Origin of the sequence: Streptomyces sp. HUAS TT7 (assembly GCF_051550175.1) — a bacterium.
Taxonomy (GTDB): domain Bacteria; phylum Actinomycetota; class Actinomycetes; order Streptomycetales; family Streptomycetaceae; genus Streptomyces.
Map to the genome: position 1 here is coordinate 5,702,535 of NZ_CP196175.1, position 19,295 is coordinate 5,721,829.

At 70.1% G+C, this 19,295-nt stretch carries 16 protein-coding genes; 11 read left to right on the forward strand and 5 right to left on the reverse strand.

Going from position 1 to position 19,295, the window contains the following annotated elements; translation table 11 throughout:
- Positions 1–55 precede the first annotated feature (55 nt).
- The 3 genes from ACSHXC_RS25690 to ACSHXC_RS25700 are packed head-to-tail and all read right to left on the reverse strand — an operon-like array spanning position 56 to position 5,638.
- A complete protein-coding gene (locus tag ACSHXC_RS25690) occupies positions 56–1,579 on the reverse strand; it encodes a DUF6056 family protein (RefSeq protein ID WP_438293843.1) in 1,524 nt (507 codons plus the stop codon).
- Between the two features lie 25 nt (positions 1,580–1,604).
- Positions 1,605–2,771 carry a glycosyltransferase gene (locus tag ACSHXC_RS25695; RefSeq protein ID WP_438293844.1) on the reverse strand — a complete coding sequence of 389 codons (1,167 nt, stop codon included), beginning with the start codon at positions 2,769–2,771 and terminating at the stop codon, positions 1,605–1,607.
- Positions 2,768–5,638: a bifunctional glycosyltransferase/CDP-glycerol:glycerophosphate glycerophosphotransferase gene (locus ACSHXC_RS25700; RefSeq protein ID WP_438293845.1), complete on the reverse strand. Its 2,871-nt coding sequence runs from the start codon at positions 5,636–5,638 to the stop codon at positions 2,768–2,770. Before ACSHXC_RS25700 ends, ACSHXC_RS25695 begins: the two co-directional genes overlap by 4 nt.
- Before the next feature lie 454 nt (positions 5,639–6,092).
- On the opposite strand from ACSHXC_RS25700, the gene ACSHXC_RS25705 reads away from it, so the two are divergent.
- Together ACSHXC_RS25705 and ACSHXC_RS25710 are read left to right on the forward strand one after the other, a co-directional pair.
- A complete protein-coding gene (locus ACSHXC_RS25705) occupies positions 6,093–7,082 on the forward strand; it encodes a glycosyltransferase family 2 protein (RefSeq protein WP_438296823.1) in 990 nt (329 codons plus the stop codon).
- Entirely contained in the window at positions 7,082–7,510 is a 429-nt protein-coding gene (locus tag ACSHXC_RS25710) for a GtrA family protein (protein ID WP_053727448.1), read from the forward strand. The genes ACSHXC_RS25705 and ACSHXC_RS25710 overlap by 1 nt, the downstream gene beginning before the upstream one ends.
- 62 nt (positions 7,511–7,572) lie before the next feature.
- Here ACSHXC_RS25710 and ACSHXC_RS25715 read toward each other — a convergent pair whose 3' ends face one another.
- Positions 7,573–9,723 carry a PIG-L family deacetylase gene (locus ACSHXC_RS25715; RefSeq protein WP_438293846.1) on the reverse strand — a complete coding sequence of 717 codons (2,151 nt, stop codon included), beginning with the start codon at positions 9,721–9,723 and terminating at the stop codon, positions 7,573–7,575.
- A gap of 360 nt (positions 9,724–10,083) precedes the next feature.
- Here ACSHXC_RS25715 and proB point away from each other — a divergent pair, with 360 nt between their 5' ends.
- The 5 genes from proB to ACSHXC_RS25740 all read left to right on the forward strand — a co-directional run bounded on the left by proB (position 10,084) and on the right by ACSHXC_RS25740 (position 15,241).
- Positions 10,084–11,211: a glutamate 5-kinase gene (gene proB / locus ACSHXC_RS25720; protein ID WP_438293847.1), complete on the forward strand. Its 1,128-nt coding sequence runs from the start codon at positions 10,084–10,086 to the stop codon at positions 11,209–11,211.
- Between the two features lie 152 nt (positions 11,212–11,363).
- Complete coding sequence (locus ACSHXC_RS25725; protein ID WP_399485968.1) at positions 11,364–11,822, forward strand: hypothetical protein; 459 nt, start codon at positions 11,364–11,366, stop codon at positions 11,820–11,822.
- Positions 11,823–11,896: 74 nt separating this feature from the next.
- Positions 11,897–13,198 (forward strand): glutamate-5-semialdehyde dehydrogenase, encoded by a 1,302-nt coding sequence (locus tag ACSHXC_RS25730; RefSeq protein ID WP_438293848.1) that lies wholly within the window; start codon positions 11,897–11,899, stop codon positions 13,196–13,198.
- Between the two features lie 79 nt (positions 13,199–13,277).
- Positions 13,278–13,976, forward strand: a complete 699-nt coding sequence (locus tag ACSHXC_RS25735; RefSeq protein ID WP_438293849.1) for a hypothetical protein — start codon at positions 13,278–13,280, stop codon at positions 13,974–13,976.
- Positions 13,977–14,158: 182 nt separating this feature from the next.
- Complete coding sequence (locus ACSHXC_RS25740) at positions 14,159–15,241, forward strand: hypothetical protein (protein ID WP_438293850.1); 1,083 nt, start codon at positions 14,159–14,161, stop codon at positions 15,239–15,241.
- 26 nt (positions 15,242–15,267) lie between these two features.
- Here ACSHXC_RS25740 and ACSHXC_RS25745 read toward each other — a convergent pair whose 3' ends face one another.
- Positions 15,268–16,374 carry a M48 family metallopeptidase gene (locus ACSHXC_RS25745; RefSeq protein WP_438293851.1) on the reverse strand — a complete coding sequence of 369 codons (1,107 nt, stop codon included), beginning with the start codon at positions 16,372–16,374 and terminating at the stop codon, positions 15,268–15,270.
- Between the two features lie 111 nt (positions 16,375–16,485).
- On the opposite strand from ACSHXC_RS25745, the gene ACSHXC_RS25750 reads away from it, so the two are divergent.
- The 4 genes from ACSHXC_RS25750 (at position 16,486) to ACSHXC_RS25765 (ending at position 19,266) form a co-directional block, all read left to right on the forward strand.
- Positions 16,486–16,647: a hypothetical protein gene (locus ACSHXC_RS25750; protein WP_189964314.1), complete on the forward strand. Its 162-nt coding sequence runs from the start codon at positions 16,486–16,488 to the stop codon at positions 16,645–16,647.
- A gap of 81 nt (positions 16,648–16,728) precedes the next feature.
- Entirely contained in the window at positions 16,729–16,890 is a 162-nt protein-coding gene (locus ACSHXC_RS25755) for a hypothetical protein (protein WP_189964312.1), read from the forward strand.
- Between the two features lie 38 nt (positions 16,891–16,928).
- Entirely contained in the window at positions 16,929–17,546 is a 618-nt protein-coding gene (gene nadD, locus ACSHXC_RS25760; RefSeq protein ID WP_403264461.1) for a nicotinate-nucleotide adenylyltransferase, read from the forward strand.
- Positions 17,547–17,592: 46 nt separating this feature from the next.
- Entirely contained in the window at positions 17,593–19,266 is a 1,674-nt protein-coding gene (locus ACSHXC_RS25765) for an LCP family protein (RefSeq protein ID WP_438293852.1), read from the forward strand.
- Positions 19,267–19,295: the final 29 nt, after the last annotated feature.

Consider the following 19,295-nt stretch of genomic DNA (forward strand, 5'->3'; position numbering starts at 1 on the left):
TAGAAGGAGGGGCGCCCCGGAGAAATCCGGGGCGCCCCTCCTTCGTCTCACCGCGTCACGGCTTGTGGATGCGGTCCACGCCGTAGAACTTCGCGGTGCACTGGGCGACCCAGTCGCGCTTGTAGTTCTTGGTGAAGAAGGGCTCGGCGAGCGAACCGATGTACATCGGCTTGTACGCCACGTCCGTCTCGCCCTTGGCGATCTCCGAGCGGATCTTCGCGTTCTGCTTGTCCCAGGCGATGCTGCGGTACACCGTCGAGACGGCGAGCTGCTGCACCGAGGGCACCAGCGCCGCCGTCGCCGACAGGGCGAACGCGCCGACCAGGACCGTCGCCACGACCGGCACCAGGCGCGGCAGGCGGCGCTCGGCGATGCGGCGCCCGGCCCAGTGGCCGAGCAGTACGCCGTACCCGCACAGCGCGATCACCAGCGGGATCATGAAGTTCATCCAGGTACGCGCGTACGTCCAGCCCGTCGGGCCGTAGCCGCTGCGCAGCGCGTACGCCACGAGCAGCGTGCACAGCGCCATCAGCGGGACCGGAAGCACGAAGATCACGCGCAGCATCGCGACCGGGGGACGCGCGTCGGCGGGCATCTCGCGGCGCGGCGCGAGCAGGGCCACGGCCAGGCCGAGGAGCAGACCGGCGGCGACAGCACCCAGGTAGATCCACTGGTGCAGGATCGTGTCCCAGATGTGGAAGTAGTCCTTGAACACGTCGCCGACGCTCATCTTCGTCGGCGGCGTCTGCGCCCGGCGCCATCGGGCGCCCGGCGAGGTGTACAGGAAGGTGAGGCCGATCACGGCCGCCGCGCAGTACACCGCGGACCAGGTGAACGGGTACCAGCTCTTGGCGACCTTCAGGCGCGGCAGGCAGACCAGCGCGGCCGTGCCGACCAGCACACAGCTGACCACGGTGAACGGCTCGCTCAGCGTGCCGATCGCGAAGCCCACCACGGCCGTGAGGACCAGCGCGGTGTTGCGCAGCGCCTTGCGGCCGGTGCGGAACGCCCAGATGCCGAACAGGAGCGCCCACAGGGCGATGATGAACGGCATCGTGTGCGAGATCGTCGCCGGGGTCCACAGCAGCACCTGGTAGGAGCGGGTGCCCGCGAAGAACAGCAGCGTCTCCAGGACCATCGCGACGGCCACGAGCAGCAGCAGCGGGGCCCGGGTGCCGAACACGCGCAGGATCTCGCGGCCGAGCAGCACCAGGCCGACGCCCATGGTGACCACCAGGATCACCGGAAGGACCTTGATGCCGGCGAGGCCGTCCGAGTAGATGATCCCGCTCAGGAAGGCGTTGGTGACCCGCCCGTTCTGGGTGTTGTAGAAGTCCGAGGTGATGCCGAAGACGCCCATGTCCCGGGACTTCCAGGCGGCGCACCAGTCGTCGGAGGTGGGCCGCACGTACAGGCCCAGGAACGAGCCGACGGCCAGGAGTATGCCGGTGGCGGCGGTGAGGGTCCCCGCGGTCCACAGCAGGGCTCTGCGCGCCCCCGACCGCTCGGGGCGGTCCGCGGCGGCGCTGTGTGCCTCAGCGGCGCTGTCGTCGGCGGCCACAGTGGTCGATGAGTTCATGATTCCAGTGGGGTCTCGGGCGCCGTCAGCGCTGCAGCAGGTCGAAGAGCGACTCCCAGCGGCGGACGATCTCCTCGGTCCGGTAGCGCTGGATGTTCTCGCGGGCCGCCTCGCCGAGACGGTCGCGCAGCTCCTGGTCGGCCAGGAGGCTGCTCAGGCGGCGCGCGAAGACGTGCGTGTTGCCGGGGGGCGCGAGCAGGCCGTCCTCGCCGTCCCGGATGATCTCGTGGATGCCGGGGGCGACGTCGAAGGCGACGCACGGCACGGCGGTCGCCATCGACTCCATCAGCGACAGCGGGAAGCCCTCGCCGCGGGAGGCGAGCGTGAAGACCGAGCCGTCGCGCAGCGCGCCCGCCGGGTCGTCGGTGCGGCCCATCCACTCCACCGAGCCGTCCAGGCCGAGCTCGGTGCACTGGCGGCGCAGCGCCTCCTCGTCGGAGCCGGAGCCGTAGATCCGCAGCGTCCAATCGGGGTGCACCGGAGCCACCTCGGACCAGGCGTCCAGGAGCAGGTCGGTGCCCTTCTCCTCGTGCAGCCGGCCGATGCTGACCACGTGCTTCTCGGTGCGCGGCGAGGGCACCTCGGGGAAGAACGGCAGCGGGTTGGGCATGAAGCCCACGTTGTCCAGGCGCTGCAGCGCCCACAGGTCGGCGTCCTCGCGGGTCAGCGCGAGCATCCGGTCGACGTCCTTGTAGAACCGCTTGACCCGGCCGAAGCGCGAGGACTTGCGGCAGGTCTCGTACGACTCGTGGGTCATGCCGATGACGGTCACGTTCGAGGTGTCGGCGAGCGCCACCCACTCCATCGCCCACACCTGGGTGACGATGACGACCGCGCCGGGCCGGGCCTGGCGGAACAGCTGGCTCATCTTCGCGGCCTGCGCGTGCATGCCGGCCGCGCGGGCGGCCCGGCGGCGGTGCTCGACGACGTTCAGCTTGCCCTTGATGCCGCGCGCGCTGCCCACCGACGGCGGGTGCACGTCGTACAGCGTCGTCGTCGCGTACGGCAGGTCGTCGCCCAGCTCGTGCGGGACCGACGGCGGGGTGATGCCGATGACATGGACCTTGTTGCCGCGCTCCACGAAAAGGCGGGCCATCTGGTGCGACCAGGTGGTCACGCCGCCCAGCTCGTTGACGGCGTTCGAGACGAGGAAGATGTCACGGCCGCCGTCCGTGGCGGTCACTTCAGTCACTTACCGCTCCCGGGAGTGAAGAACTTGGCAACGATCTGCTGGGCCGCGGTGCCCTTGTCGTACTCGCCGAACTCGGTGGCGAACCGCTCGCGGGCCCCCGCGTAGTCGGTGTCCGCCGCCTTGAGGCCGTCCACCGTCGCGAACAGCTCGCTCTCGGTGGCGACGACCGGCCCGGGCGCCTTGTCGCGCAGATCGAAGTAGGTGCCGCGGGTCTCGTCCGCGTACTCCTCGTAGTCGTACGCGAAGAAGATCATGGGACGGTCGAGCAGAGCATAGTCGAACATCAGGGACGAATAGTCGGTGATCAGACCATCGGCCAGGGCGAGGAGCGGCGTGATGTCGTGGCCCTGCGAGACGTCGATGACCTTGCCGCGCACCGAGGGCGGCAGGACCACCTGGTTCAGGTAGTGCGAGCGGATCAGCAGGGTGTAGCGGTCGCCGAAGCGGTCCGCGAACTCCTCGACGTCAAAGGGCAGTTCGAACTTCTTGACCGCTCCCGACTCGGAGGCGCGGAACGTCGGCGCGTACAGCAGCACCTTCTTGTCCGCGTCGATGCCGAGCTGCTCGGCGATCGGGCCGCGGACCCGCTCGCCGGTCTCGGCCTCCTGCTCGCGCGCCGCGACGAGCGCGTCGTTGCGCGGGTAGCCGGTGCGCAGCAGCACCTCGTCGCGCAGCCGGAAGCCGCTGGCCAGGGTGCGCACATCGTGCTCGGAGCGGATCAGGAAGTGGTCGAAGCGGTCCAGGACCTTCTGGTGGGTGGCCTGTCCTGCCCGGTTGAGCAGCTTCATCTGCGGCACGTCGAAGCCCATCCGCTTGAGCGCGCTGCCGTGCCAGGTCTGGATGTAGGTGGTGCCGGGCCGCTTGGCCAGCTTCATCGGGAAGCCCTGGTTGTCGATCCAGAACTCGGCCTGCGCCAGCGCCCGCAGATACGGGTAGCTCCACCGCTTGACCAGCGTGGCGTCCTTGGGGAAGCCCGTCGGCTTGGCGCCGTCGTAGGACCACACCGCGTCGAACTGCACGCCCTGGCGGCGCATCTCGTCGTAGATCGCCTTCGGGCTGTCGCTGAACTGCTTGCCCATGTGGCTCTCGAAGACCACCAGACCCTTGCGGATCGGCAGCTTGGAGAACACCTCGTGGTAGACGCGGATCTTGGTTTCGCCCGAGTTGAGGTCCTTCTTGGCCTTACGGGCCTTGCGCAGGCCCTTCTTGGCCAGCGAGGCGGCCTTGCTCTGCAGCGCCTCCCCGATCAGCTCCTGGGTGCGGACGGTGGCCTGGCCCTCGGCGGTCAGCAGGTAGGACAGATTGCCCTTCGCGGAGATCTCCGGCACCAGGCGGTCGGCGACCAGGCGGCTCAGGCGCGGCCGGATGCGCAGCGGGCGCGCCGACTCCAGCGCGATGCGGCCCGCGCCCAGGCGGGTCGGCACCTTCTCGCCGTCGACGTCCAGGTTGACCCACACGTCCCAGACCACGTCGATGATGCCGAGCGGCCGCAGCTTGCGGGCCAGATCGGCCTCGGCCGTCCAGTCCAGCGTCCGGCCCGCATGCTTCAGCGAGGTCAGCGGGAACTTGAAGGACTGCAGGCTGGTGCGGCGGGCCCGGAACTCCAGGGTGCCGCTCAGCTTGGCCCCGGAACGGATCCGGCCCAGCGGATTGACGACCGAGCCGCCGAGCCGCACCTTGCCGCGCCCGTCGTCGGCGTACGAGGTCAGGCGGTTGCCGAGCGCGAGCTGGGTCAGCGGGCGGGTGTGGTAGCCGAGCCCGGTCACGTCCAGGAACTTGGCGCCGTCGGTGGTGTCGAGGTGCTCGCCGCACCAGTAGATCCGGCCGTCCCGCTCGATCAGCGGCGACGTCACCGTGTTGCGGCGGATCAGCGCGTCCACGGCCGGCAGCAGGTTGTCCCAGTCGCCCTGCTGGAGCAGGTAGGAGCAGATCGCCTGGATCGGCAGGACGCTGTCGTACGCCTCGGGGGAGAGGTCCGCCAGGTACTCGCGCGACAGCTCGGCGAACTCGGCCCGGTACTCCTCGTCACGGTGCGGAAGGTCACGCAGGTGCAGGACCAGGTCGTGCTTGAGGAACTTGACGTCCTTGGCGAGCCGAAGGCCGTGCAGGTCGTTGTGCTCCAGGAGCGCCTCGATCCGGCGGTGGATCTCCAGACGGTGCTCGTAGTTGGTCATTTCGTGGCGCCGGTTGGTGACCGACTTCACGGCCGCCTTCTCGTGCACGTTCCAGAAATAGACCTGGTTGGGGATGAGGGTGATGCGGTTCGCGGCGAGGTAGGCCTCGGCGATGAACATCAGGTCCTCGTAGAACATGCCCTTGGGGAAGCGCAGGTCGTTGTCGACGAGGAACTCGCGGCGGTAGCACTTGTTCGTGGACAGGGTGTCCCACACGAACAGGTCGGGGAGCTCGGTGATCGACTCCAGGGTGCGCGTGGTCCGGTACAGCCACGGGTACCACTCGGTGCGCTTCGTGGTACGGGTGCCCTGCGTGAGGCGTACACAGAGGCCGGAAACGATGTCTGCCTGCGTCTGTTCCGCGGCCTCCAGAAGGTTCCGGCAGGCGTTGTGCTCCAGCACGTCGTCACTGTCCAGGAACATGATGTAGCGGCCCGTGGCATGGCCGATGCCCACGTTGCGCGGCTCGCCGCCGGCGCCGCTGTTCTCCGGCAGCTGGAAGGCGCGGATCCGGCCCGGGTGAGAAGCTTCCAGTGCCCTGGCGACCTCGAAGGAACCGTCGGTGCTGCAGTCGTCGACGATCAGGACCTCGACGCTGTTCAACGTCTGGTCCAAGACCGATTGGACAGCCGTCGGCAGGCGATCTGCGTCGTTGTAAACGATGACGATCACGGAGACGTCAGGCACTGGCACCTCAATCCACTTGTTCTACTCGCAGGCGCTTCAACGCTACCTGGTATTCCTGTCGTGCTCTGCAGCCGCCCGGTCGCACCCGGCCGCCGGGCGAAAGGGACATCGTCAGGCCCGAGCGGGTTTTCCACCCGAATGTGTGGCGGGAACGCAACCCCCGCGACCCCCTGCCCCTCTATAAGGAGAAGCGGTGCCGAACCGGGGGCCGCTTCGCCCGTGGGACACTCGACAGGGTGGCCGACGCTCCGCAGGTCACCGGCCCGGGGCGCGGCGGCGGCCACTCGACCCAGGCCGCCCTCCGCCCGGGAGTGGCTCCCCCGTCACCTGCTCGTACCATACTCCCGGGCTGAAGTCCGGACCGGGTGAGCGGTCCGGCACCCGTCACCCTGCTCGCTGTCGCCATCGGTGGGGCGCTCCGCACCCGCACCTGCCGCTCCTCTACTGGAAAGCACTGATGATGAAGCTGTCGGTCGTCGTCCCCTGTTACAACGAAGAAGCGGTCATCGACCAATTCGACGCCAAGACCCGCAGCGTGCTCGACACCCTCGCGATCGAGTACGAGATCTGTTACGTGGACGACGGCAGCCGGGACAAGACGCTCACGCATTTGCGGGCGCTCTCCGACAAGTACCCGGACGCCACCCGCTACGTCTCCTTCAGCCGCAACTTCGGCAAGGAGGCCGGCATGCTCGCCGGTCTGCGCGAGGCCACCGGCGACGCCGTGGTCATCATGGACGCCGACCTCCAGCACCCGCCGGAGCTCATCGAGCGGATGCTCGGCCTGTACGAGCTGGGGCACGACCAGATCATCGCCCGCCGCACCCGCGAGGGCGACAAGAAGGTCCGCTCCGCCCTGAGCCGCCTCTACTACCGCGCGGTCAACAAGTGGGTCGACGTCGAGCTCACCGACGGTGTCGGCGACTTCCGCATGCTGTCGCGGCCCGCCGTGGACGCGCTGCTCTCGCTCGGCGAGTACAACCGCTTCTCCAAGGGCCTGTTCTCCTGGATCGGCTTCGACACGGTCACCTTCGACTACCAGAACGCCGCCCGCGAGGCCGGCGAGACCAAGTGGAAGTTCGGGTCCCTGCTGAACTACGGCATGGACGGCCTGATCTCCTTCAACAACCGGCCGCTGCGCATCGCGATCTGGCTCGGCCTGATCCTGACCGGGCTCACCGCGGTGTACGCGGTGTGGATCGCGGTGGCCGCGATGACCCACGGCATCGACTCGCCGGGCTATGTCACCCTCGTCGCGATCATCGTCGGCGTGGGCGGTGTGCAGATGGTGATGCTGGGCCTGATCGGCGAGTACATCGGCCGCATCTACTACGAGACCAAGCGCCGCCCGCACTTCCTGGTCAAGGAGTCGCACGGCTTCCCGGGCAAGCCCGAGGGCGTCGAGCGGCGCGAGCTGTACCGCAACGGCCAGCCGCACAAGGCGGTCTGATGCCCAGTCAGCTCGGTCAGGTGATCCGCTTCGGCTTCGTCGGCGGCGTCAACACCTGCACCTTCTACGCCTTCTACTGGCCGCTGCTGCACCTCGCGCACCTGCCGTACTTCGTGGCGTACACGATCGCCTTCCTGCTCAGCATGGTCGGCTCGTTCTTCCTGAACACGTACTTCACCTACCGCACCAAGCCGACCTGGAAGAAGTTCCTGCTCTTCCCGCTCACCAACGTCACCAACTTCGTGGTGCAGAGCGCGGGCCTGTTCGCCCTGGTGCACTGGGTCGGGATGAACAAGACGATCGCCCCGCTGGTCGCCGCCGTGGTGGCGATCCCGTTCACCTATGTGCTGTCCCGCAAGATCCTGGTGTCGGGGCACCAGGAGGCGGGCGAGCCCGAGGCGGCCGCGCCGAAGATCCCGGTGAAGTAGCGGCACTGCGAGAACGACGGAGGGGGCGGACACCCTGTGGTGTCCGCCCCCTCCGTCATCTCCTAGACGCCACCGCCCGCGCTCTCCTGCGCCGCCGGGGCCCACTCGCCGAACCGGGCGCCCGGCCTGGTCTGGCGGGACGCGTACAGCTGGCCGTCCGTGCCGATCACCGCGAGCACGGCCCGGCCCGAGGAATCCTGCGCCGCGCCCGGTATGCCCACGAACTGCACACCCGGGCTCTCCCAGGCCGACTGCGCCGACTCGTCCGAAGACGGGACGACCCGGCCCCCGTCGTCCCGGACCGCCAGGACCAGCGAGCCGCCCTTACCACCGAGCCGGTACGCGGCGACCCGCCCGTAGCCGCCCGCCGGGGTGCGCCGCACCACGTTCCACGGGGCACCAGGACCGCCCGGCGAGGCGACGGCCACCTGGGCGGTGCCCGCCTGGCGGTAGACGGCCGACGCGCCGCCCTTGCCGTCCGCGACCAGGCTCACCGCGCTGCCCGCCGGCGTCACACCCGTCGGCGGCGACAGCTTCGGCAGCTCGCCGGGCGCCGGGGACACCCAGTGCAGCACCGTCTTGGCGACCGGGGCCGCCACATGGATCCGGCCCGACGGGTCGACCAGCGCGTCGATCCCCTCCACCACCAGCGGGTGCGGAGGCTGCTTGCCCGGCGGGGGGTCCAGGACCTGCCAGGGCCCCCAGTCCTTGCCGCCCCGGCCGCTGCGCATCGCGACATCGCCCGCCCAGTTCCGCGCGAGGACGTGCACGGTGCCGTCCGGGGCGAGCGCGGTCGCCGGATAGCCCGTCTCCAGCGACCTGTCGGGATTGGCGTCCGGCGTGCCGAGCGAGCTCCACGCGCCGAACTTGGGCACCCCGTCGGCGCCGAGGCCGCTCTGCAGGACGCACACCAGCTCCTTGTGGTGCTTGTTGCCCTTGAACGGCAGGACCGTACGCGTCGCGAACAGCTGAAGCGTGCCGTCCGGGTGCCGCACGACCTCCACCTGCGGATCCAGCGGCGAGCCCGCGCTGCCCACCACGTCGAACGGCCCCGTCCACGGGCCCTGGCCGGCCACCCGCTCCACCCAGCAGCGCACCGCGCCGTTCAGCACCGCGAACGCCGCAAGCCGGCCGTCCCCCAGCGGCGCCAGCCAGCGCGAGGTGCCCGGCGTGCGGGTGCGGGTGCCGCGTGCCCAGCCGGCGCCGCCCGCCTTCAGGCCGTTCGGCCCCACCTTGAGGTCGCCGCAGCCCGACGGGTCACCGCAGTCGCGGTGGTCGACCCAGCCGTACGCGTTCAGGAGCTGGGCGGTGCGCCGGGTGGTCGCCGCGTCCAGCGACGGCGGCGTGTAGTTCGTCGGGTAGCCGAAGTAGTTGGTCACCGACGCGGCACGGCCCTTGCCCGCACCCCAGTAGCGCTCCATCGCCGCCTGCATGAAACGGGCCGAGGCGGTGTGGTCCTGGTGGTCCAGATAGCTGAGCCCGCGCAGTATCGTCGGCGCGCTCATCATCGCCACCGTCTCGCGCGGGGCGTGCAGGGGAGTGGGGTCCAGGGTCCGTATCACCGTCGGATTGACCCGCCCGATCGTCGCCACGAGCGCGTCGGTCAGCTGGTCACGGGTGTAGGCGCGGGGCATCCGCACCGAGCTGCCCGTACCCGGCAGCGTCGGCAGCTGCTCGATGGCGCCCAGCCACAGCCCCCGCATGCTCACCGGACGCGGCACACTCACATAGCGCGCCTCGCACAGCCCCATGTAGATCAACTGGACGTGCGGAGCGGCCTGCAGATAGTGCAGCTCGGAACGGAACCCGGGCAGCAGCTCCACCGGCTCCACCGACCACGGGCTGTTGTCGTCGCCCGTCGCCATCAGCGCATGGGCAGCGCGCAGACCGTTTATCCGAGCCCGTGCGAAGCCCGGCCGGTCGGTGGGCAGCGACTTGAACTGCGGGGTCTTGGGCGCCGCGTTGCGGCCGTCCGACTCACCACTGGTCATGCACACCGTGACCGAGAGCGCGCCGCTGCGGATCGACTGCTCCAGGTCCGGGTTCATGAAGTAGATGCCGTCGTCCGCATGCGCGATCACGTGCAGATACGACTGCTCCGACGCGGCCGAGGCGGGCTTCCCGGTCGTCGTCCCGGTGGACGGGCCCTGCGTGCCAGAACCGCCCTGCGGTGCCAGCCACTGCCATCCTCCGTAGGCAAGAGGCGCCGCCACAAGTCCGCCACCGGCGACTTGCAACAGACGTCTACGAGACGGCGACGACGGCATCCGGCACGCTCCTAGTTGCATCCATGTGAGCCGAGTCCCGCCCTGCACCCACCATGGAGTTGTTCGACTGGTCATCAGAAGGGAGGGCGTAGCGGCTGCGGAGGTTTCACTTCAGACGCTAAATTTGCCCGGCTGGTATGAAACAGCAACGTATGGACGTGTGCGCTTCAGCACCCCATCGAGCCATGACTTCCCCAGTTTTCGTACTTTGCCGAACTTAAAGGTTCTCTGTGCGGTCACGTTGAGACTGTCCGCCGATTGGAACTTCCAAGCGCCGGACCCCCGTCCTGACATAGATTTCACCGTGTGACAGTGGCAAGGCAGCAGGTGGCACAGGCCCGCAGAATCGTAGTCAAGATCGGATCCTCCTCACTCACCACCGCCTCCGGCGGCCTCGACGCGGACCGGGTCGACGCGCTCGTCGACGTGCTCGCCAAGGCGCGCAGCGGCGGCGAGAAGGAGATCGTCCTCGTCTCCTCCGGCGCCATCGCCGCCGGCCTCGCCCCACTCGGCCTGCGCCGCCGGCCCAAGGACCTCGCCCGGCAGCAGGCCGCCGCCAGCGTCGGCCAGGGCCTCCTCGTCGCCCGCTACACCGCCTCCTTCGCCCGCTACGGCGTACGCGTCGGACAGGTCCTGCTCACCACCGACGACACCAGCCGCCGCGCCCACTACCGCAACGCCTACCGCACCCTCGACCAGCTCCTGGCCATGGGCGCGCTCCCCGTCGTCAACGAGAACGACACCGTCGCCACCGACGAGATCCGCTTCGGCGACAACGACCGCCTCGCCGCCCTCGTCGCCCACCTGGTCCGCGCCGACCTCCTCGTCCTGCTCTCCGACGTCGACGGCCTCTACGACGGCGACCCGTCGAAACCCGGCGCCTCCCGCATGGACGAAGTCCGCAGCCAGGCCGACATCGCGCACGTCCAGATCGGCAGCGCGGGCAAGGCCGGCGTCGGCACCGGCGGCATGGTCACCAAGGTCGAGGCCGCCCGCATCGCCGCCGCCGCCGGCATCCCCGTCGTCCTCACCTCCGCGAGCCAGGCCGCCGACGCGCTCGCCGGACGCGCCACCGGCACCCACTTCCACCGCACCGGACGCCGCTCCGCCGACCGCCTCCTGTGGCTCGCCCACGCCTCCACCCCCCAAGGCGCCCTCGTCCTCGACGACGGAGCCGTACGCGCCGTCGTCGAAGGCCACAAATCCCTGCTGCCCGCCGGAATCGCCGCCGTCGAGGGCGAGTTCGCCGCCGGTGACCCCGTCGAACTGCGCGACCCACAGGGCCGGGCGATCGCCCGCGGCCTCGTCAACTTCGACGCCAAGGAAATCCCCCAGCTCCTCGGCCGCTCCACCCGCGACCTCGCCAAGGAACTCGGCCCCGGCTACGAGCGCGAAGTCGTACACAGGGACGATCTGGTCGTCCTGCACCCCTGAAACGGCTGAAAGTCCAGCCTTAAGACAGACACCTTCAGGAAAACCACCCCGCGCCCGGCCTCGGGCTGGTCAACTTTGAAGCGGGGGTACGCGCGGACCGCAACCCGCGCAGTACCGCACCGCATCGCACACAGCAGCACAGGAGGCCGCCGGTGAGACGAGCGCGCCCGGGGGCGGCGCCCCGAGGGACGACGGCTGAGCGGACCCTGACCAGTGTGGGGACGGGGGCCGACGTCGAACGGAGAGAGGTACCCGAACAGCCCGGGGACACCCCCAGGCTGTGGCACATCACGCTCAGCGTCTCGGGAGCCGAGGCCCCGCTGAAAGAGGTCCGCCGTGGCCTCGAACAGCTCGCCCACGACCACCCGTTCCTGCTGACCAGCCGCTACGCCAACGACCACGCCGAGATCCGCTACTGGGAAGAGGCCCGCGACCTGCACGACGCGGCCGCCGTCGCCCTGCGCCTGTGGGGCGAACACCGCTCCACGGCCAAACTGCCGCCCTGGGAGATCGTCGGCCTCGAAGTCATCGACCGCGGCACCTACCACCAGCGACTCGCCGAGGGATACGGGCCGCCGCCGGCCGCACCCGTGGGCGTCCACCCTTTCTGACCCCGCTCCCCGGCGCCGTCTCGGGGAGTGGAATACGGTCAGAACGACCTCCCGGCGCCCATTAGTCTGCGGACATGGCTTCGCACACCCCGCCCTCCCCGGCCGCCGACTCCGACGACATCTCCCCGGTCACCCGGACCGCCCAGTGGGCGCGCGCCGCGGCCGCCGAGATCGCGCCACTTCCACGCGCCGTCAAGGACGAGGTCCTGCTCGCCATCGCGGACGCCCTGGAAGCGCGCAGCGCCGAGATCGTCGAGGCCAACGCCGTCGACGTCGCCAAGGCCCGCGAGGCCGGCACCAGCGAGACCGTCATCGACCGGCTCACCCTCGACCCCGAGCGGATCCGCGCCATCGCCTCCGACGTACGCGACGTGGCGGCCCTGCCCGACCCCGTCGGCGAAGTCGTCCGCGGCTCCACCCTGCCCAACGGCATCGACCTCAGGCAGGTCCGCGTCCCGCTCGGCGTCGTCGGCATCATCTACGAGGCCCGGCCCAACGTGACCGTGGACGCCGCCGCCCTCTGCCTCAAGTCAGGCAACGCCGTCCTGCTGCGCGGCTCGTCCTCCGCGTACGCCTCCAACACCGCGCTGGTGGGCGTCCTGCGCGACGCCGTCGAAGGCGCGGGCCTGCCCGCCGACGCGGTCCAGCTCGTACCCGGCCAGTCCCGCGACTCCGTACGGGAGCTGATGCGCGCCCGGGGCCTGGTGGACGTGCTCATCCCGCGCGGCGGCGCCTCCCTGATCCGCACCGTCGTCGAGGAATCCACCGTCCCCGTCATCGAGACCGGCACCGGCAACTGCCACGTGTACGTCGACGCCCAGGCCGACCTCGACATGGCCGTCGACATCCTGATCAACTCCAAGGCGCAGCGCCCCTCGGTGTGCAACTCCGCCGAGACCCTCCTCGTCCACCAGGACATCGCGGCCGCCTTCCTGCCGCGCGCCCTGGACGCGCTCGCGGAAGCCGGGGTCACCGTGCATGCCGACGAGCGGGTGCGGGCCCACGCCGGCGCCTCCAAGGCCACCGTCGTCGCGGCCACCGAGGAGGACTGGGAGACCGAGTACCTCTCGTACGACATCGCCGCCGCGGTCGTCGACTCCCTGGACGCCGCCGTCGCCCACATCCGGCGGTGGACCTCCGGGCACACCGAGGCCATCGTCACCACCTCCCAGGCCGCCGCCCGCCGCTTCACCCAGCTCGTCGACTCCACGACCGTCGCCGTCAACGCCTCCACCCGGTTCACCGACGGCGGCCAGTTCGGCTTCGGCGCGGAGATCGGCATCTCCACCCAGAAGCTGCACGCCCGCGGCCCCATGGGACTGCCCGAGCTGACCTCGACGAAGTACATCGTGACCGGCGACGGTCACATCCGGTAAGCAACGGTAACTCCCCCTTCGGGAGGCCGAGTTCGGCCACTCCCTGCCCAAAACGACCGGCCGGGGATACCCTGAACGCGTGCCGGACGACGTAGGGGGCGGGCCGTTTCCGGACGGCCGGGAGCCCGACGACGACCGCGGGGGCGCGGACGATGACTTCGCCTCCGTGGTGTTCGACGAGGACTTCGTACGCGCCGCCGAGATCCACGAACCCAGTGCCGTCGAGAGACTGCTCGCCGCCGCCCAGGCCCGCGCCGAGGCGGAGGCGGCCCGCGCCCGCGCGGGTGCCGGAGCCCCCGACGACGAGCTCTACGACGACGGCTACGACCCCTACCGCTCCGGCCGCGACCCGGACGACCTCGGCGGCCCCGGCCTGTCCGGCGGCGCCGAAGCGGGCCCCTACGGCCGCCACGGCGGCGCCCTGCGCCCCTACCGGGGCCGGGCCCGCTGGCACCGGCCCATCGCCTGGCTGCTCGCCGTGGTGATGGGCATCGGCATGGTCGCCCTGGCCTTCTCCGCCGTCTACCGAGGCGCCACCTCCGACCACGAGGACAAGGCCCCGCCCCCCGCCACGAGCAACGTCGACAACCCGACGAACGCGGCGGGGCCGGTCATGGGAGGGCCATCGTCGAACGCCGGAGGCCTGGGCAAGGGCGTGGGCCCGGCCCCGGGCACGAACGGCCTCCCCCTGGTACCAGCGGTCTCGGCGTCGGCGTCGGCGTCGGCGTCGGCCGACTTCGACGGACCGGCGGTATCTGCTGCGCCTCGGGTGCCTTAGGGGGGCTTCTGTGTGTGGGGGGAAAATCGGGGTGGGGGCCCTCCCCCTCCCCCCCCCCGCCCCACCCTCCCCTTCCCCCGCCCACCCCCCTGAGCAGCGCCTGAACGCCACCGTAGGAACTCGTCCGAAGTTGTCGTGTACCAGCGCGTTTACCTTTCCCTCACCAGACCTACCCTGAAGGTATGGCAGGGCGCGGAGAGCCACCCGAGGGGACACCGGAGGGCCTCCCCGGCGGTGGCGACGACGAGTACCGGTCCGTCGTCTTCGACGAATCGTTCGTCCGTGCTGCCCGCCTTCAGGAGTTCTCCGCGCAGGAGCGCATGCGCGAGCACGCGCGGGCCGTACGGTCCCGTCCGAGCTGGTCCCTCAGGGCTTCCTCCAAACCCGCCATCGCGTTGGTGCTGCTGCTTCTCATCGCGTTCAGTACCGCCATCTACATGGGCATCCGGCACCCGTACCAGCCGCCGTCCACCAGCCGCCCCGAGCCGCTGCGGATGACCGTGATCCCGCTGGCCCCGCCGGGCCCGGTGCCGGGCGGCGACGCGGAGCTGCTCTTCGCGCACAGCCCGGCCGCCCAGTTCCGGATCGGCGGCTCCGGGATCAACCTGCCCTCGGCCACCAAGACCGCGCACTTCTCCGAGGCGCAGGTGATGAACGCCCTGTCCATCGCCAAGGACTACCTGGTCAAGTCGTCCTTGGACCCCGACGTCCTGGCCGGCGGCCCGGTCCATCAGATCCGGGTGCTGCTCGACCCCGATCTGATGTCCCAGTTCGACCAGAGCGTGGCCACCCCGGTCGACGACGGCCGGCACTCCGCCACCGGCTGGCTGGTGCGCTTCGATCCGGCCAAGGTGGTCCTGGCCGACCCGCAGATCCGCGTCCGGGGCTCGATGAGCTACGCGGAGTCCGGGCCGGACGCCCTCGACGTCGCCACCGACTACGTCTTCGTGTACGCCCTGCACCCGGCCGGGAACGGCCCGCACACCACCGACGCCTCGCTGTTCACCGTCCGCCGTGAGCTGCACTTCCGGCTCGACCGCGAGGACCTTCGGCTGAACCGTACGGAGCTGCAGGCCAGCACCGTCGAGGCCGGTCCGCAGGCCTGCTCGGCCGATGTCGCCGCCCAGCTGCGCCCGCTCCTCGCCGGGGAGCGGGCGAGCGCGCAGGGCCCGGCCGGCACCGACCCGTACGCGACCGGTCCCGCCCCCGAGGCCGTCTGCGGCACGCTGACCACCGGCGCCCAGCCGTCCCCCGTGGCCGGCTGATCCGGCCCGGTCTTCCTCGGTCCTCCTCAGCCCTCCCCGTTGCCGTTCTGCTCCGGCTTGCCGTCGGTCGGCTCCGTGTCCGGTCCGGCCGCCTTGTCCGAGGGGCGCGCACCCGTGCCCGTGAACTTGTCGCGCAGCTTGCCGCCCAGGTCCGCCGTGCCGCCCGCGATGTCGCCGACCAGCTTCATCAGCGGGTCCTTGCTGCTCTTGACCGCGTCGGCGTACGAGGCTGCGGACTCCCGGAAGGAGTCGGTCACCGAGGTGTCCTTGTCCTCGTCGCGGCGCGGGTAGTGACCGTCCATGATCCGCTGGTAGTCGCGGGTCTCCGCCCACTTCTTCAGCTCGGCAGCGCGCACCGTGGTGAACGGGTGCGAGCGGGGCAGCACGTTGAGGATCTTCAGCACGGAGTCGCGCAGGTCGCCCCCGGCCTCGTACTCCTCGGCCTGCTCCAGGAACGCGTCCACGTTCATCTCGTGCAGGTGGTTGCCGCCCGCTATCTTCATCAGCCCGCGCATCGAGGCCTGCAGATCCTGGCCCACCAGCAGCCCGGCCCGGTCCGCGGACAACTCCGACTTGCGGAACCACTCGCGCAGCGCCGTGACGATCGCCATGATCGCGACGTTGCCCAGCGGGATCCAGGCGACCTTCAGCGCGAGGTTGGTGAGGAAGAGCAGGATCGTGCGGTAGACGGAGTGGCCGGACAGGGCGTGGCCCACCTCGTGGCCGACGACCGCGCGCATCTCCTCCTCGTCGAGCAGTTCCACGAGGCCCGTCGTCACCACGATGATCGGCTCGTCGAGACCGATGCACATCGCGTTCGGCTGCGGGTTCTGCGTGACGTACATCGGGGGGACCTTCTCCAGGTCCAGGATGTAACAGGCGTCCCGCAGCATGGCGTTGAGGTGGGCGAACTGGGCGTCGCTCACCCGCACCGAGTCCGACAGGAACAGCAGCCTGAGGCTGCGCTCGGGCAGCAGCCCGCTCAGCGCCTTGAAGACGGTGTCGAAGCCGGTCAGCTTGCGCAGCGCGACCAGCGCCGAGCGGTCCGCGGGGTGTTCGTAGGCCCGGGAGGAGATCCCGGGGAACCTGCGCCGCTGCCTGCTCGGCACGTTGTCGTTGATGTCCTCGGTCATGGGTGCCCCCTGTCGTTCGAGTCGTCGGCCCGTCCCCCCTGACGACATCCACATTAGGCGGTGGGGTTACCGTGGCCCGGGGGCCTGTGGATAACTTCGAGGAGACCTGCCATGCCGGACGTCGTCACCGCTCTCGCTGCCGCATCCGGCCAGGGGCCGGGCGCACTGCTGCGGATCCTGCTGCTGGGCTCCATGGTCGGAGCGGGCCTGCTGGCCTGGTTCCTGCTGCGCGGATACCGCTCGAACGGTGGCGACGACAACAAGAACGACTGAGTCGGCGTGAGCGTGCCCGGACCGCCCGCATACGATGTGGGCGAAGTCTCCGCCCCGACTCCCGGATAGGTCCTGCCGAAGATGAGCCTCCACAGCACCGCCGCCAACCTGGTCACGCTCGCCGAAGGCGCCGAGCACGGTGGCAACCACGAAAGCCTGCAGCCCTGGATGACGGGCGGCGGCGCGCTGGTCATCCTGCTTCTCCTGCTCTGGGTCACCACCCGCTTCAACCGCGACCGCTGAGTCGGGGCCGAAAAGCCGGGCCAGTAGGCTCTGCACGCATGGGAGAGCAGGAAGTGCCTACCGGTCCGGTGAAGCGACGCATCGGTGTGATGGGCGGAACGTTTGACCCGATCCATCACGGACACCTCGTGGCCGCCAGTGAGGTGGCCTCGCAGTTCCATCTGGACGAGGTCGTCTTCGTACCGACCGGGCAGCCGTGGCAGAAGAGCCACAAGTTGGTCTCCCCGGCCGAGGACCGCTATCTGATGACGGTCATCGCCACCGCGTCCAACCCCCAGTTCTCGGTCAGCCGCATCGACATCGACCGCGGCGGCGCGACGTACACCATCGACACCCTGCGGGAACTGCGCGACCGCAACAGCGACGCGGACCTCTTCTTCATCACCGGCGCCGACGCGCTCGGCCAGATCCTCACCTGGCGGGACGCGGAGGAACTGTTCTCGCTGGCCCACTTCATCGGCGTGACCCGGCCCGGCCACGTACTGACGGACGACGGGCTGCCCGAGGGCGGGGTCTCCCTGGTGGAGGTGCCCGCGCTGGCGATCTCCTCGACCGATTGCCGAGCGAGAGTCGCGCAGGGCGACCCGGTCTGGTATCTGGTTCCGGACGGTGTGGTGCGCTACATCGACAAGCGCCAGCTGTATCGCGGCGAGTGAGTCCAGCCGTACCGCCTGTACGTCGGCGAGTGAGAGAAGGCCACCGGTGAACGACCGCCAGTACGACCCGTACGCACCCCAGGTGCAGCTGGTCGGGTACGACGAGTACGGCCGGCCGGTGTACCAGCAGGTCCAGCCGCAGCAGCAGGCGTACGACCCCTACGCGCAGCCCCAGGAACCCCAGCAGCAGGGGTACGGCTACGACCAGGCGTACGTCCCGCAGCAGTCGACGTACGACCCGTACGCGCAGCAACAGCCGCAGCAGACCCAGCAGTTCCCCCAGCAGCAGCCGGAGCAGTTTCCGCAGCAGGACTACGGGCACGGCTACGGCACCGCGCAGCAGCCGGCCGTCCAGGCGCCGCCCACGCCCGAGCCGGCGCCGAAGCCGCAGGGCTCGCCCGTGCTGCCCCAGCAGCGTCGGGACGAGCACGCCGAGAGCGGCGAACGGGACTACCGCACCGAGCAGTTCTCGTTCATCGAAGAGCCCGACGAGGACTCCGAAGACGTCATCGACTGGCTGAAGTTCACCGAGAGCCGCAGCGAACGCCGCGAGGAGGCCAAGCGGCGCGGCCGCAACCGGGTCGTCGCGCTCGTCGTGGCGCTCGCCCTGGTGGCGGTGGGCGGTATCGGCTACCTCTGGTTCGCGGGCAAGCTGCCCGGGCTCTCGTCGTCCTCGGGCAGCAAGAAGGGCGGCGCCACCACGGCCGGCCCGCAGAAGCGCGACGTGATCGTGGTGCATCTGCACAACACCAAGGCGGGCGGCACCTCCACGGCGCTCCTCGTCAACAACGTGACCACCAAACAGGGCACTACAGTGCTGCTGCCCAACTCGCTCGCCGTCTCCAATGACGACGGCAGCCGCACCACCCTGGGCAAGTCGGTGGACGCGGACGGCTCGCAGGGCACCCGGGATTCGCTCTCCACCCTCCTCGGCACCAAGATCACCGGCACCTGGCGCCTGGACACCCCGTACCTGGAAAACCTCGTCGACCTCGTCGGGAACATCGACATCACTACGGATGCGGACGTTCCCGGGGCCAAGGAGGGCGGCGACCCGCTGGTGAAGAAGGGCGACGACCAGACGCTGACCGGTCAGATGGCCGTCGCCTACGCCACCTACCGCGGCCCCGGCGAGGCCGAGGCCAAGCAGCTCCAGCGGTTCGGCGCGGTGATGTACGGGGTGATGCGCAAGATCTCCGACGACCCCAAGGCCGCCACCGTCACCGTCCAGACGCTCGCGCAGATCCTCGACCCCTCGCTGCCCGAGAGCGACCTCGGGGCCTCCCTCGCCAAGCTCGCCGAGCACGCCAAGATCGGTGCGTACAAGACCGCGGTGCTGCCCGTGCAGCCCGACGGCACGCTCAGCCAGCAGGCCAGTGACAGCGTGGTCAAGGACGTCCTCGGCGGCCGGCTCGGCGGCGGGGGGTCCGACCAGGGCTCGGCGGTGCGGGTCGGCGTCAAGAACGCCAGCGGCAACCCCAAGAGTGCGGAGGCCGCACGGATCGCCCTGGTCAACGGCGGCTATGCGTTCGTCGACGCTGGAAACTCCGGCACGGAGGCCACCTCGCAGGTCCTGTACGCGGATGAGAAGAACAAGGCGAAGGCCGTCGAGGTCGCCAAGACCCTCGGCCTGCCGGACGGCGCGGTCAAGCAGGGCAAGGCGGCCGCCAACGCGGACGTGTCGGTCGTCATCGGAAAGGACTACAAGGCGCCGCAGTGAGGTGCCCGGAGTAATCCTTTCGGGGCTGT